Annotated in this window: 14 protein-coding genes; 8 read left to right on the top strand and 6 right to left on the bottom strand. The window is 62.7% G+C overall.

What is annotated here, in order from left to right; translation table 11 throughout:
* Nucleotides 1–10: 10 nt before the first annotated feature.
* The 5 genes from KIG99_RS09805 to KIG99_RS09785 form a co-directional block, all read right to left on the bottom strand.
* On the bottom strand, nucleotides 11–2,716 hold the full coding sequence (locus tag KIG99_RS09805) for a cation-transporting P-type ATPase (RefSeq protein ID WP_226459995.1): 2,706 nt from the start codon (nucleotides 2,714–2,716) through the stop codon (nucleotides 11–13).
* Nucleotides 2,665–3,723, bottom strand: a complete 1,059-nt coding sequence (locus KIG99_RS09800) for a VanZ family protein (protein ID WP_226459994.1) — start codon at nucleotides 3,721–3,723, stop codon at nucleotides 2,665–2,667. Before KIG99_RS09800 ends, KIG99_RS09805 begins: the two co-directional genes overlap by 52 nt.
* A gap of 84 nt (nucleotides 3,724–3,807) precedes the next feature.
* Entirely contained in the window at nucleotides 3,808–5,355 is a 1,548-nt protein-coding gene (locus KIG99_RS09795) for a sodium:solute symporter family protein (protein WP_226459993.1), read from the bottom strand.
* Between the two features lie 69 nt (nucleotides 5,356–5,424).
* The gene (locus KIG99_RS09790) at nucleotides 5,425–6,078 is read right to left on the bottom strand and encodes an RluA family pseudouridine synthase (RefSeq protein WP_226459992.1); all 654 of its coding nucleotides are present in this window, start codon (nucleotides 6,076–6,078) and stop codon (nucleotides 5,425–5,427) included.
* Nucleotides 6,075–6,278 (bottom strand): hypothetical protein, encoded by a 204-nt coding sequence (locus KIG99_RS09785; RefSeq protein ID WP_226459991.1) that lies wholly within the window; start codon nucleotides 6,276–6,278, stop codon nucleotides 6,075–6,077. Before KIG99_RS09785 ends, KIG99_RS09790 begins: the two co-directional genes overlap by 4 nt.
* Before the next feature lie 234 nt (nucleotides 6,279–6,512).
* On the opposite strand from KIG99_RS09785, the gene recA reads away from it, so the two are divergent.
* The 8 genes from recA to KIG99_RS09745 are packed head-to-tail and all read left to right on the top strand — an operon-like array spanning nucleotide 6,513 to nucleotide 12,298.
* The gene (gene recA / locus KIG99_RS09780) at nucleotides 6,513–7,541 is read left to right on the top strand and encodes a recombinase RecA (protein ID WP_226441725.1); all 1,029 of its coding nucleotides are present in this window, start codon (nucleotides 6,513–6,515) and stop codon (nucleotides 7,539–7,541) included.
* Nucleotides 7,534–7,977, top strand: coding sequence for a recombination regulator RecX (recX, locus tag KIG99_RS09775; RefSeq protein ID WP_226441724.1), 444 nt, complete (start codon nucleotides 7,534–7,536; stop codon nucleotides 7,975–7,977). Before recA ends, recX begins: the two co-directional genes overlap by 8 nt.
* Nucleotides 7,974–8,711, top strand: a complete 738-nt coding sequence (gene lptB / locus KIG99_RS09770; RefSeq protein ID WP_226459990.1) for an LPS export ABC transporter ATP-binding protein — start codon at nucleotides 7,974–7,976, stop codon at nucleotides 8,709–8,711. Before recX ends, lptB begins: the two co-directional genes overlap by 4 nt.
* Nucleotides 8,712–8,739: 28 nt before the next feature.
* Complete coding sequence (locus KIG99_RS09765; RefSeq protein ID WP_226459989.1) at nucleotides 8,740–10,206, top strand: RNA polymerase factor sigma-54; 1,467 nt, start codon at nucleotides 8,740–8,742, stop codon at nucleotides 10,204–10,206.
* A 14-nt stretch (nucleotides 10,207–10,220) separates the two neighbouring features.
* On the top strand, nucleotides 10,221–10,544 hold the full coding sequence (hpf, locus tag KIG99_RS09760) for a ribosome hibernation-promoting factor, HPF/YfiA family (protein ID WP_226441721.1): 324 nt from the start codon (nucleotides 10,221–10,223) through the stop codon (nucleotides 10,542–10,544).
* Nucleotides 10,545–10,595: 51 nt separating this feature from the next.
* Nucleotides 10,596–11,045 carry a PTS IIA-like nitrogen regulatory protein PtsN gene (gene ptsN, locus KIG99_RS09755; RefSeq protein ID WP_226459988.1) on the top strand — a complete coding sequence of 150 codons (450 nt, stop codon included), beginning with the start codon at nucleotides 10,596–10,598 and terminating at the stop codon, nucleotides 11,043–11,045.
* A gap of 8 nt (nucleotides 11,046–11,053) precedes the next feature.
* Nucleotides 11,054–11,989: an HPr(Ser) kinase/phosphatase gene (hprK, locus tag KIG99_RS09750; protein ID WP_226459987.1), complete on the top strand. Its 936-nt coding sequence runs from the start codon at nucleotides 11,054–11,056 to the stop codon at nucleotides 11,987–11,989.
* Between the two features lie 48 nt (nucleotides 11,990–12,037).
* Nucleotides 12,038–12,298, top strand: a complete 261-nt coding sequence (locus KIG99_RS09745) for a hypothetical protein (protein WP_226459986.1) — start codon at nucleotides 12,038–12,040, stop codon at nucleotides 12,296–12,298.
* Nucleotides 12,299–12,349: 51 nt separating this feature from the next.
* Here KIG99_RS09745 and KIG99_RS09740 read toward each other — a convergent pair whose 3' ends face one another.
* Nucleotides 12,350–13,234 carry an adenylate/guanylate cyclase domain-containing protein gene (locus KIG99_RS09740; RefSeq protein ID WP_226459985.1) on the bottom strand — a complete coding sequence of 295 codons (885 nt, stop codon included), beginning with the start codon at nucleotides 13,232–13,234 and terminating at the stop codon, nucleotides 12,350–12,352.
* Nucleotides 13,235–13,256: the final 22 nt, after the last annotated feature.

Here is a 13,256-nt window from a genome sequence, read left to right as displayed (position 1 = left end):
CTGCCCGGTTTCACGCTGAATGCCGGGCGTGGCTCCAGTATTTCTCCAGACCGATGAGCAACGAACTGGCGATGCCGACCGCAAAGATTTCGCCCCACTCCTGCCAGCCGATCGGTGCTGTCTGGAAAACGCGGTTGAGCGGCGGCCAATAGGTGAGCAGCAATTGCAGCAGCGCCATGCTGCCGATGCCGCCCCATACCCAGAGATTGGAAAAGAGGCCGAGGCTCCAGAAACTGCGGGTCAGCGAGCGGCAGTTGAAGAGATAAAGCATTTCGACCATCACGAAGACGTTGACCGCTACGGTGCGCGCTTCGGGCAGCGTGTGCCCCTGTTTAAGTTCCCACAGGAACAGTCCGAACGAACCGGCGAGCAGCAGGATGGAGACAAGCACGATGCGCCGGATCAGCGCGGCATCAAGCACCGGCGTTTCCAGGCGGCGCGGCGCGCGGCGCATGATGCCGCGCTCGATCGGCTCGAAGGCGAGCGGCAGGCCGAGCAGCACGGCGGTGCTCATGTTGATCCAGAGGATCTGCAGCGGCGTGATCGGCAGGGTGGAGCCGAAGAGGATGGCGGCGACGATGACCAGGCCTTCGCCGAAGTTGGTCGGCAGCGTCCAGGTGATGAATTTGACCAGATTGTCCCAGACGCCGCGCCCTTCCTCGACCGCCGCCTCGATGCTGGCGAAATTGTCGTCGGTGAGCACCATGGCGGCCGCTTCCTTGGCGACTTCGGTGCCGCCCCGGCCCATGGCGATGCCGATATTGGCCTGCTTCAGCGCCGGCGCGTCGTTGACGCCGTCGCCGGTCATCGCCACGACCTCGCCGCGCGCCTGCAGGGCGCGGACCAGGCGCAGCTTCTGTTCCGGTTCGACGCGGGCGAAGACGTCGGTTGCGTGAGCGGCGACGGCGAGCGCCGCTTCGTCGAGTTCGGCCAGCTCGCGGCCGGTCAGCGCCTGTCTGGCATCGATGCCGATCTGCGCGGCGATGGCGAGCGCGGTGACGGCATGGTCGCCGGTGATCATCTTGACCCGGATGCCGGCCGAGTGACAGTTGCGGATGGCCGAAATCGCCGCCTTGCGCGGCGGGTCGATCATGCCGGCCAGACCGAGCAGGGTCAGGTCATGCAGGCTGTCGTCGTTGAGTGCGGCGCCCGGCCGGTTGAGGCGGCGGGCGAGCAGCAGCACGCGCATGCCCTGCTCGGCCAGGCTGCGGGCGGCGGCCTCGATTTCGGCGATTGCGAACGGAACTGACTGGCCGTGCTCGTCCAGACGGTCGACGCAGCGCGGCAGCAGTTTTTCCAGCGCGCCCTTGATGTAGATGATCTGGCCGGCATCGCCGGCATGTGCCGTCGCCATGTACTGGCGGGTGGCATCGAAGGGCAGGACGTCCTGGCGCGGGAACAGCGCCTGCAGGGTGTGTTCTTCGAGCTTGCCCTTGCGCGCCGCGACGAGCAGCGCGGCTTCGGTCGGGTCGCCGGTGATTTTCCAGTGCTGGCCGCTGCGTGCCAGGCTGGCATCGTTGCACAGGGCGCCGGCAACCAGGGCTTCGCGCAGGGCGCCGGCGATGCCGGCCGGCTGTTCATCGAGGCGGATGTCGCCTTCCGGGTTGTAACCGTGGCCGCTGACCGCGTAGTGCCGGCCGGCGCAGAGCAGCGCATGCACGGTCATCGCGTTTTCGGTCAGGGTGCCGGTCTTGTCGGAACAGATGACCGTCGTGCTGCCCAGGGTTTCGACCGCGGCCAGACGCCGGATGATGGCCCGGCGCTTGGCCATGCGGGCGACGCCGATCGCCAGCGTGACGGTGACGGCGGCCGGCAGGCCTTCCGGAATGGCGCCGACGGCGAGCGCGACGGCCGCCATGAACATCTCGAATGCCGATTCGCCGCGCAGCAGGCCGACGCCGGCGGTCAGCAGCGCCAGGCCGCCGATTGCCCACAACAGCCAGTTGGAGAAGGTCGCCATCTTGCGGGTCAGCGGCGTTGCCAGTTCCGGCGCGCTGGCGATCAGGTCGGCAATGCGCCCGGTTTCGGTGGCATCGCCGGTGGCAATGACCAGGCCGCAGCCCTGCCCGGCGACGACGGTGGCACCGGCATAGGCCATGTTCAGGCGTTCGGCGAGCAGGGTGTCGGCGGGCAGCACGTCGGTGTGTTTGGCGACCGGCAGCGATTCGCCGGTCAGCATCGATTCGTCGGTGTGCAGTTCGTGTTCGAGGAAGAGGCGCAGGTCGGCCGGCACGCGGTCGCCGGCGGCGAGCAGCACGATATCGCCGGGCACCAGCTGGCTGGCGTCCATTTGCTGGCGGTGGCCGCCGCGGCGCACGGTGACCGGTGTCGCGACGCTTCTGGCGAGCGCTGCCAGCGCGCCTTCGGCCTTGGCTTCCTGCCAGTAGCCGATGCCCGCGTTGAGCAGCACGACGGCGAAAATGACGCTCGAGTCCACCCCTTCGCCGAGGCCGGCGGTGACCACCCCGGCGCCGATCAGGACGAGGACCAGCGGCTGGATCAACTGGTCGGCAAAGCGCTTCCAGGCCGGGCGGCCGGGCACGGCGCTGAGCTGGTTGGGGCCGTGTTCGAGCAGCCGGCGGGCGGCTTCTTCGTCGCTCAGGCCGGCAGCGGTGTCGACCTCAAGGTGTTGGGCGACGGCCGCGGCCGTCTCGGCATGCCAGCTTACGGTCGACGTGTCGTCAGGAGCAGAAACGGCAGGGTCAGGAAGGGCCATAGGGTACCTACCAGTCGGGTCAAACCATTGAAGTTCAGGAAGTGTCCTTGCCGCCAGGTGGCGAGTGCAGCCATCGAATACGGGTTGGGCGGGGCAAGGTTGACCAGCACGGTAGCAGACATCAGGGCCAATGCGGCGAGCATTAAGCGCAGGGTGGCCGGCAGGGCCAGGCTGACGGCAAGAAAGAGCAGGGCGACGAGCAGGCCCATCTGCGCGCCGGGGGTCAGCCAGGCCAGCGCCTCTCCCGGATTGATCAGGATCGCCGAGGCCAGGGTGCGGACGACCAGGCCGAGGATCAGGAACAGCGGTACGACGATGTAGGCCCAGAGCAGGCGGGCCGTGAGCAGGCGAAGGATGAGACCGACCGCGATCGCGTTGAGGGCGGTGATGCTGGCTTCGATCAGCGCAAAGCTGTCGGCAGCGAAGGGAACGGCCCCGGCCAGACCGAGTGTCTGGCGCAGATCGCCGGCGCCGAAGAGCAGGGTTTCCGGCGAGAGCGGCACGAGCAGCCAGAGACCGAGCAGGGTCAGGCCGAGTTCGGCGTGCGGGACCGGCGCGATCAGGCGATGTTCGAGCGCGGTGATGCGGGCGAAGATGCGCGGCCCGACGTATTGCGCCCAGATCGCGCCGAGCAGTCCGCCCAGGCTGTTGCAGGCGAGATCGAGGTTGGACGGAACGCGCGAGGGCAGCCAGGTCTGCAGGCTTTCCAGGCTGAAACTGACGCCGGCGGCGAGCAGCACGGCCAGCACCGGCGCGCTGTAACGGCCGGGAATGCGGTCAAGCGCCAGGGTCAGCAGGAAGCCGAGCGGGATATAGACGGCGACATTGACGGCGAGATCGAAGACGGTCCAGTAACGCGGCCAGCCGCCTTCGAGGAAGGCGAAGGGCGAGATGCCGGTGTCGCGCCAGCCGGAGAACGGATGCAGGCTGCCATAGATGACCAGCCCGCACCAGGCCAGGGCCAGGTAGCGGGCGAGCAGGATGGGGCCACGGCCGTGCTGAGTCATGCAGCGGATTTTAGGGTGTATCCGGCGTCGCGTCAGCCGGTTTGGACACAAAGGTGTCGGCGTGCCCGCCGTTCCGTAACATTGTCAGGGTGTTTGGTGCGGGCGCGGATGATCGCTGGCGTGATGCGTTTCGGCGGCGGCACGGTGATGCAGTTCGGCGTGAATATCGGCCTTCGGCGTCGGTCGACCGATCCATTGCGGCAATAATGAGCCGGCAATCATGCCCAGGATGCTGACGCCGAGGCCGATCAGCTGCGGCGGCACGAGTTGGCCGACATTGGCCAGCGCGTAGGCGTAGTCACCGCTGGAAACGCTACTGCCGACCAGCGCCTCGACCAGCAGCCACGAGGCCAGACCGCCGAAAATGGCGGCCAGCGCGCCCTGCGTCGTTGCCCGCTTCCAGAAGGCGCCGAAGAAGAGCGGCACGAAGGCGCCGGCCAGTGTCACCTTGTAGGCGTTCTCGACCATCTTGAAGATGCTGGCGTTGGAGTACAACGCAAAGGCGAGCACGATGCCGGCGAAAACGACGATCGCGGCGCGCATGACGCGCAGGAACTGGTGGTCGCCCATGTGCGGGAAGAAATCGCGGACGATGTTTTCCGAGAAGGCGACGGCGGGGGCGAGCAGCGTTGCCGACGAACAGCTCATGATCGCCGAGAGTACCGCGCCGAAGAAGATGGCCTGGGCGAAGACCGGCGTGTGCTGCAGGACCAGCGTCGGCAAGACGAGTTGCGAGTCGGTCTGCAGCAGGCCGTTGAACAGCGTCGGGTCGATCAGCGTCGCCGAGTAGGCGATGAACATCGGCACGAAGGTGAAGCAGAAATAGATCGAGGCGCCGAGGATGGATCCCCACAGCGCGATCTTCTGGCTCTTGGCCGAGGTGATGCGCTGGAAGACGTCCTGTTGCGGAATCGAGCCGAGCATCATGGTGATCCAGGCGCCGAGGAAGGACAGCCACAGCCAGGGATCGGGCGGTGGGAAGAAATCGAGTTTGCCGGCCTCGGCCGCATGCTGGATCACCGTTTCGACGCCGCCGGTCAGGCCGGACACCAGCCAGGCGATGAACAGCATGCCGCCCATGATGACGCCCATCTGCACGAAATCGAGGATGGCGACCGAGAGCATGCCGCCGAAGGTGGTGTAGGTCAGCACGATGGCGGCGCCGAGGATCATGCCGGCCGGCTGGCTGAGGTAGCCGTCGGTGACGACATTGAAGACCAGGCCGAGCGCCTTGATCTGGGCCGATACCCAGCCGAGGTAGGAAGCGACGATGCAGAGCGTGGTCAGCACTTCGACCGAACGGTTGTAGCGCAGGCGGAAATAGTCGCCGAGGGTCAGGATGTTGAGCTTGTAGAGTTTGCGCGAGAAGAAGACGCCGGCAATGATGAGGCACATCGAGGAGCCGAACGGGTCGGCGACGACGCCGGAGAGGCCGTCCTTGACGAAGGTGGCGGAGACCCCGAACACCGCTTCGGCGCCGAACCAGGTGGCGAACACGGTGGCGGTGACGACCGGCAGCGGCAGGTGACGGCCGGCGACGGCGAAGTCCTTGGCGCTGTGCACGCTTCTTGCCGCAAAGAGGCCGATGCCGATGGAAGCGAGCAGGTAGAGAACGACGAACCAGATCAGCATGAGCTTGTGGTGAACCGAGCCAAGAGGTTGAAAACGCGGAAATTATAAGGTGATTGCGCCCTGCCCGGATCAGAACGGCGGCGGGCAGTGGAAACGCAGCGCCTCACCGGTCAACGGGTGGGAAAAGGCCAAATCCATGGCGTGCAGCAACAGGCGATCTGCCTTGCCTTCGGCGGCGCCAGCGTAAAGGTCGTCACCGAGAATCGGATGACCGAGCTCGGCCATGTGCACGCGCAACTGGTGCGAGCGGCCGGTAAAGGGTTCGAGTTCGACGCGCGTGACCTTGTTGATCGGGTCAAGTTCGAGGCGGCGGAAGCGGGTCAGCGACGGCTTGCCGATGTCGAAATCGACCTTCTGGCGCGGCCGGTTCGGCCAGTCGCAGATGAGCGGCAGTTCGACCTCGCCCTGCTCTGCCTTAAGCAGGCCGTCGACGACGGCGACGTAGCGCTTGTCCACCAGGCGGTCGCGGAAAAGTTTCGAGAGCAGTCGGTGCATTTCCTCGCCGCGCGCCAGCACGAGCAGGCCGGACGTCGACATGTCCAGGCGGTGCACGATCAGCGCATCGGCAAATTGCACCTGGATGCGGCTGACCAGGCAATCCGCCTTGTCTTCGCCGCGGCCGGGCACCGAGAGCAGGCCGGCCGGCTTGTCGACGATGAGCAGCGTGTCATCGACGAAAAGCGGGGTCAGGCCGGTGTCTACCGGCGGGCAATAGGCGCTCATGGCTGGCGGGGCGGGACGTCGCTGCAGCGACTGTCGGCGAACGGTCCACTCTGCCGCAGCCAGCCTTTTGCCGGCGCCGTCTGGGCGCAGATGCGCTGGCCGTCGAGGCGGCTGGCCCACCAGTACCAGGCGGCGGGTTTGCCGACGGCAGCGAGGGTCGTGGTCAGCATGAGCAGAGCGAAGAGGTGTTTGAATTGCATCGGGCGAATAATTTGCTTGCCAATAGCTTACTGTAAATGTACTGTATTTATACCCAGTATCCGGTGGGCGCCAAATCAGCCGGCGAGAATATACCGCGTGTTCTGTCGCTTTCTCCGGGTAATGCAGCAAAAGGATATTTGTTTGTCTTGAACCGGCCTTTCTGCTGATGCAGCAATTTCTATTCCATCTTCGGCCCCTGTGCCATAATCCGCTCAAATTTTCGAGGTACCCCCATGGACGACAACAAGGCAAAGGCGCTCAGCGCAGCGCTGCAACAGATTGAAAAGCAGTTCGGCAAAGGCTCCATCATGAAGATGGGCGATGCCGAGATCGACGAAGGCATCCAGGTGGTGTCCACCGGTTCGCTCGGCTTGGATATCGCGTTGGGCGTTGGCGGTCTGCCGCGCGGCCGCGTTGTTGAAATCTACGGTCCGGAATCCTCGGGCAAGACCACGCTCTGTCTGCAGGTCATTGCCGAAATGCAGAAGCTGGGTGGCGTTGCCGCCTTCATCGACGCCGAACACGCGCTCGATCCGCAATATGCCCAGAAGCTCGGCGTCAATGTCGGCGACCTGCTGATCTCGCAGCCGGATACCGGTGAACAGGCCCTCGAAATCTCCGACATGCTGGTCCGTTCCGGCTCGGTAGACATCATCGTCATCGACTCGGTCGCCGCGCTGACGCCGCGTGCCGAAATCGAAGGCGAGATGGGCGACCAGATGGTCGGCCTGCACGCCCGCCTGATGAGCCAGGCGCTGCGCAAGCTGACCGCCAACATCAAGAAGACCAACACCCTGGTCATCTTCATCAACCAGATCCGTATGAAGATCGGCGTCATGTTCGGTTCGCCGGAAACGACGACCGGCGGCAATGCGCTCAAGTTCTACGCTTCCGTGCGCCTCGACATCCGCCGCATCGGCTCGATCAAGAAGGGCGATGAAGTCATCGGCAGCGAAACCAAGGTCAAGGTCGTCAAGAACAAGGTGTCGCCGCCCTTCCGCGAAGCCATTTTCGACATCCTGTACGGCGAAGGCATTTCCCGCCACGGCGAAATCGTCGAACTCGGGGTTGCCCACAAGCTGGTCGAGAAATCCGGCGCCTGGTATTCCTACAAGGGCGAAAAAATCGGTCAGGGCAAGGACAATTCCCGCGAGTTCCTCAAGGCCAATCCGGAAATCGCCGCCGAGATCGAGGCGGGCATCCGCGAGGCGGCCAGCACCAATGTCATCAAGCCGGTCAAGGCAGCCAAGGTTGATGGCTGATCCCTCTGCTGCGCTGCGGGTTGCCGCGCTTCGACTCCTCACCCGGCGTGATCACAGCCGGGCGGAGTTGAAGGCCAAGCTCGCCGCGCAGGCGGAGTCGGAAGAACAGCTCGAAGCCGTGCTCGAACGCCTGCAGGCCGAGCGCCTGCTTTCCGACTCGCGTTATGCCAGTCAGCGCGTCGTCGCCCGTGCCGGGCGCTACGGCAATGCGCGGCTGAAGCAGGAACTGCGGCAATGCGGCATCGGTGATGACGACATTGCCGACGCCTTGCCCGAGGCCGGCGATGAAGCCGAGCGTTGCAAGGCGGTATGGGCGAGAAAATTCCGCGAGTTGCCGCAATCGGCGGCCGAGCGGGCCAAACAGATGCGTTTTTTGCAATATCGCGGTTTTTCCGGCGACGCCATTCGCCGTGTCATGCGCGGAGCCGATGAATGAGCGATGTCAAAGTGTCCACCCTGAGTGCCCACAACCTCAAGAAGCGCTACAAGTCGCGGACGGTGGTCGAGGATGTTTCCTTTGATGTCAAAAGCGGCGAGGTCGTCGGTCTGCTCGGCCCGAACGGTGCCGGTAAGACGACCTGCTTCTACATGATTGTCGGCCTGGTCGCGGCCGACGGCGGCGAGGTCTATATCGACGATGTCCGCCTCACCCACCTGCCGATGCACAGCCGGGCCCGCCTCGGCCTGTCCTACCTGCCGCAGGAAGCCTCGGTCTTCCGCAAGCTCAATGTTGAAGAGAACATCCGCGCCGTGCTCGAGCTGCTCAAGCTGCCGGAACAGGAACTCGACGACCGCCTGGAAGGCCTGCTCAGCGAACTGCACATCGGCCATGTCCGGCACGTCAATGCGGCCGCACTGTCCGGGGGCGAACGTCGGCGTGTCGAAATCGCCCGTGCCCTGGCCACCAACCCGCGCTTCATCCTGCTCGATGAACCGTTTGCCGGTGTCGATCCGATTGCTGTACTGGAGATCCAGAAGATCATCCGCTTCCTCAAGGAGCGCGGAATCGGTGTCCTGATTACCGACCACAACGTGCGTGAAACGCTTGGTATCTGCGATCACGCCTATATTATTAACGCCGGACGCGTTCTGGCGTCTGGACGGCCGGACGAAATCGTTGATAATGAAAGCGTCCGCAAGGTTTATCTCGGCGAGCACTTCAAGCTCTGACCGCTAGGCAGCACCCCAACCCGAACCGATGAAGCCAGCTCTCCAACTAAAACTATCCCAGCATCTGGCACTGACGCCGCAGTTGCAGCAGTCGATCAAGCTATTACAGTTGTCGACGGTCGAGATGCAGCAGGAAATCGAGCGTTACCTGCTGGAAAATCCGATGCTGGAGCGTGAGGACGAGGCCGGTACGGAATCCTTTGGGGCGGCGCAGCAATTCGATTCGCCGGCCAACGAAACGACGCGCAGCGAACCGGCCGAAGAGCGCGAGCGGGACTCCCGCGAGGAGCGCGAACAGGAAGTGCCGAGTGCACCGTCCGAAGTCGACGACGACCGTTGGGCTTCCGATGCCGGGACCTTTACCGGTGCCGGGCGCGACGAAGACGACGACAGCGATTCACGCGACATCCATTCGGCTGCAACCAGCCTGCGCGAGCATCTCGGCTGGCAGCTGGGCATGACCCAGCTCAGCGAACGCGATCGCAGCCTGGTCCGTTTCCTGATCGAAGCGCTGGACGATGACGGCTATCTCTCGGCCACGCTTGAGGAGCTGTGGGAAACCCTGCCGCCGGAATACGAGATCGAGCTCGAAGAGCTGGAAATCGCCCTGCACCACATCCAGCATTTCGATCCGACCGGGATCGGCGCACGCAATCCGAGCGAATGCCTGGCGCTGCAACTGAAAGCGATGCCGGCCGACGAGATACAGGCCCTTGCCCTGGCGATCGTCGAGAAACATCTGGAACTGCTCGCGGCGCGCGATTTTGCCAAAATCCGCCGGTTGACCGCCTGTGACGACGATGCACTGAAGGCGGCGCAATCGCTGATCGTCAGCCTCAACCCGAGGCCGGGGGCGCGTTTCTCGCAGACCGAAGCGCGTTACATCACGCCGGACGTGATGGTCAGGAAGCTCAAGGGCAAATGGACCGCCTACATCAATCCGGATGCCTACCCGCGCCTGCGCATCAACCGCCTGTATGCCGAGATTCTCTCGCGGCAGCGGCGCGGCAATGGCAACCTGACCGGCCAGCTGCAGGAAGCGCGCTGGCTGATCAAGAATGTGCAGCAGCGTTTCGAGACTATTCATCGCGTGACGCAGGCAATTGTCGATCGTCAGCGCCAGTTTTTCGAGCATGGTGAAGTGGCGATGCGGCCTTTGGTGCTGCGCGAAATCGCCGATATTCTCGGTTTGCACGAGTCGACCGTATCGCGCGTCACCAGCCAGAAATACATGGCGACGCCGCGCGGCATCTTTGAATTGAAATACTTTTTCGGCAGTCATGTGTCCACCGATACCGGTGGTGCCTGTTCTGCCACCGCCATTCGCGCCCTGATCAAGCAATTGATCAGTGCCGAGGATGGCAAGAAGCCCTTGTCGGATAGTCAATTATCCGAAATACTAGGCCAGCAGGGAATTGTTGTAGCCCGACGCACGGTAGCCAAATATCGCGAGTCACTCAACATCCCGCCGGTCAATTTACGCAAGACCCTGTAGAGAGAGGAGAAAAAATGAATCTGCAGATCGCTGGTCACCACATCGAAGTTACCCCGGCATTGCGCGAATACGTCGAGAACAAACTCGATCCCGTCGTTCGCCATTTTGACAAAGTCACCGGTGTTAACGTGGTTCTGTCCGTAGAGAAGCTCAAGCAGAAGGCTGAAGTGACGTTGCATGTGCCGGGCAAGGACATTCACGTTGAAGAAAACGGCGATGACCTCTACGCCGCCATCGATGCGCTGTTTGACAAGCTGGACCGTCAGGTTCAGAAGTACAAGCAAAAGGTCCAGGATCACCATCGCGGTGACAAGCCTGTACACCACATGGCTGACTAATAGCCGACCGGCCGCAGCAGAAGTGTTGCGGCCCTGGTTTTCAAATTCCCTATGAACAACCCCCTAACGAATATTCTGCCGGCTTCGCAGGTGCTTCTCGACCTTGATGCCAGCAGCAAAAAACGGGTGTTCGAACAGGCCGGCATGCTTTTCGAGAGCCATCTCGGACTCGCCCGCTCGGTCATTTTCGACAGTCTGTTCGCCCGTGAAAAACTTGGCTCGACCGGTCTCGGTCAGGGCATTGCCATTCCGCATGGCCGCATCAAGGGTCTCAAGCAGGCCTCCGGCGCCTTCATGCGCCTGACCACCCCGGTCCCCTTCGATTCCCCTGACGGACGTCCGGTCAATCTGCTCTTTGTCCTGCTGGTTCCCGAACAGGCAACCGAGCAGCATTTGCAGATTCTTTCCGAACTCGCCCAGCGTTTTTCCGATCGTACCTTCCGCGAAGCCCTGTTGGCGGCGTCGGATGCGGCCGCGATCGTGACCCTTTTCCAGTCCTGACTTCAGCCGTGCGCCACATCAGCCTGGTCCAGCTCTATGAGGACAACCGCGACAAGCTGTTGCTCAACTGGGTAGCCGGCCAGCAAAGCGATTGCATGATCGAGCTGAAGGCGGCAAACAACTATGGTGCCGATGTTGTCGGCCATATCAATGTCATCCACCCGGAGCGCCTGCAGGTCATGGGCCAGGCTGAGTATGACTGGGCCATGCGCATCGGCGAGCGCCGTTTCGGCCAGATGTTCCAGGATTTGCTGGAGGCGCAGTCGCCGGCCGTTATCGTTGCCGATGGCCTGACGCCGCCGCCGATGCTGGCGGAAGCCTGTCGCCAGTTCAATACGCCATTGATCCTTTCACCCAAGCCGTGTTCGGCGGTCATCGACCTGCTGCGTATCTATCTCTCAGCACGACTGGCCGACACCGTCAATCTGCACGGCGTCTTCATGGATGTGCTGGGCATGGGGGTGCTGATTACCGGTGATTCCGGGGTCGGCAAGTCCGAACTGGCGCTCGAACTGATTTCGCGCGGTCACGGCCTGGTCGCCGATGATGTCGTCGAAATGGCCCGCATCGCACCGACGACCATCGAAGGCCGTTGTCCGGGCATGCTGCGCGACTTTCTTGAAGTGCGCGGTCTCGGCTTGCTCAATATCCGGACCATTTTCGGCGAAACCGCTTCGCGGCGAAAAATGAAGCTGAAACTGATCGTCCATCTGCAAAAGGCGCTGGCCGGCAGCGATGCGCCACGTTTGCCGCTTGATGCCCAGACCCAGGAAGTCCTTGGTGTCGCAGTGCGCAAGGTGCTGATCCCGGTCGCGGCCGGGCGCAATCTGGCGGTCCTTCTTGAAGCTGCGGTGCGCAATACCATCCTGCAATTGCGCGGCATCGACAGCATGCAGGATTTCATGGATCGTCAGCAGCGCATCATGCTTGACGATGACGCCTGAATCGCCGATAGTTTGCGAGCCTTTTCCCTACTGATTCAGGAGTCGTTAATGAAAAAATTGCTTAGCCTGCTTGCCCTCGTTATGGCTGTATCTTCTGTCTATGCCGCCGATGACTGTGCTGCCCGTGCCGCGGAAAAGAAGCTGGCGGGTGCCGCCAAGAACAGCTTCCTGAAAAAGTGCCAGGCCGATGCCAAGGGACCGGAAGTGAGCGCCTGCGAATCGACGGCCAAGGAAAAGAAACTGGCGGGTGCTGCGCGCAACAGTTTTGTGAAGAAATGTGTGGCTGACGCCCAGGCTGGCGCCAAATAATAGCCGTTCCTGGCTGCCAGAGCAGGCCATCGAAAGATGGCCTGTTTTCGTTTACAGGTGTTCGAAAATTGCCTGGTCGGCCTTGGGATCCTTGATCGAGGCACCGAAACAGATAATGCCGCTGCCCTGCATCAGGATCTCGTGTTGACGTACAAGCACTTCCTGCTGGCCGGCAAAATTGACAAAGGTACCGTTGGTACTGGTATCGACCAGATAGTAACCGTTGTTGCGCTTTTCGATCCGTGCGTGCGCCCGCGAGGCCTTGCGATCCGAGATGTACAGCTTGCTGCCGGGATCGCGCCCCAAGGTAAGAACCCGCACCTTGTCATCGAGCAGATGGGCTTGGCCATGGTAGCGGACGCAGAGACGGTCGACCGGCATGACGCTGAGCGAACTGAACTGGCCTGGCACCACGTTTGCAGACCAGTCGATCTGGAAAATGTCGAGTTGTTCGCCATTCTCCTGAATTGTTCCCAAACTCGGCATCGGGCGGGTGTTGAGTGCGCCAATCGGGCCGAGCTCGGCAATCAGTGTGGTGCTGCCGAGGATCTGGTCGCGGCGGGCCAGACCGACAACGCGAGCGGCAGTGGTGATTACCTCGCCACTCAATTCACTGCCTGTTTCATTGACCAGACCGGCATGCAGACCGATGCGGATAGTCAGCTTCAGGCCCGAAACCGGTGGCAGATCGGCGATGCGCTGTTGCATGTCGATCGAGGCCTGGCAGGCGTCCTCTGCGGTCTCGAAGGCGGCAAGTACTTCATCGCCGACCACCTGAACAATGCGACCGCGGTAGCTTTCGATCGAGCGATTCATGCGTTTCAGGCAGCGTTCCACGGCATGCATGGCTTCCGTGTCGCCCAGGCGTTCAAACAGGCGGGCGCTGCCGGATACGTCGGCAAACATGACAATCAATTTGCGTTGCTGAGTGCTCATGGACTGCTCGTTGCCGCAAGAT

Source organism: Quatrionicoccus australiensis (genome assembly GCF_020510425.1).
In the GTDB taxonomy this organism is placed as follows: domain Bacteria; phylum Pseudomonadota; class Gammaproteobacteria; order Burkholderiales; family Rhodocyclaceae; genus Azonexus; species Azonexus australiensis_A.
Note: the sequence above shows the minus strand (reverse complement) of the source record. Positions and strands in the feature narration are given on the sequence as shown.

What these genes read in the sequence shown, in the direction of transcription:
- KIG99_RS09805 (WP_226459995.1), bottom strand. Translation starts at nt 2,716, where the DNA reads ATGGCCCTTCCTGACCCTGCCGTTTCTGCTCCTGACGACACGTCGACC.
- KIG99_RS09800 (WP_226459994.1), bottom strand. Translation starts at nt 3,723, where the DNA reads ATGACTCAGCACGGCCGTGGCCCCATCCTGCTCGCCCGCTACCTGGCC.
- KIG99_RS09795 (WP_226459993.1), bottom strand. Translation starts at nt 5,355, where the DNA reads ATGCTGATCTGGTTCGTCGTTCTCTACCTGCTCGCTTCCATCGGCATC.
- KIG99_RS09790 (WP_226459992.1), bottom strand. Translation starts at nt 6,078, where the DNA reads ATGAGCGCCTATTGCCCGCCGGTAGACACCGGCCTGACCCCGCTTTTC.
- KIG99_RS09785 (WP_226459991.1), bottom strand. Translation starts at nt 6,278, where the DNA reads ATGCAATTCAAACACCTCTTCGCTCTGCTCATGCTGACCACGACCCTC.
- recA (WP_226441725.1), top strand. Translation starts at nt 6,513, where the DNA reads ATGGACGACAACAAGGCAAAGGCGCTCAGCGCAGCGCTGCAACAGATT.
- recX (WP_226441724.1), top strand. Translation starts at nt 7,534, where the DNA reads ATGGCTGATCCCTCTGCTGCGCTGCGGGTTGCCGCGCTTCGACTCCTC.
- lptB (WP_226459990.1), top strand. Translation starts at nt 7,974, where the DNA reads ATGAGCGATGTCAAAGTGTCCACCCTGAGTGCCCACAACCTCAAGAAG.
- KIG99_RS09765 (WP_226459989.1), top strand. Translation starts at nt 8,740, where the DNA reads ATGAAGCCAGCTCTCCAACTAAAACTATCCCAGCATCTGGCACTGACG.
- hpf (WP_226441721.1), top strand. Translation starts at nt 10,221, where the DNA reads ATGAATCTGCAGATCGCTGGTCACCACATCGAAGTTACCCCGGCATTG.
- ptsN (WP_226459988.1), top strand. Translation starts at nt 10,596, where the DNA reads ATGAACAACCCCCTAACGAATATTCTGCCGGCTTCGCAGGTGCTTCTC.
- KIG99_RS09745 (WP_226459986.1), top strand. Translation starts at nt 12,038, where the DNA reads ATGAAAAAATTGCTTAGCCTGCTTGCCCTCGTTATGGCTGTATCTTCT.
- KIG99_RS09740 (WP_226459985.1), bottom strand. Translation starts at nt 13,234, where the DNA reads ATGAGCACTCAGCAACGCAAATTGATTGTCATGTTTGCCGACGTATCC.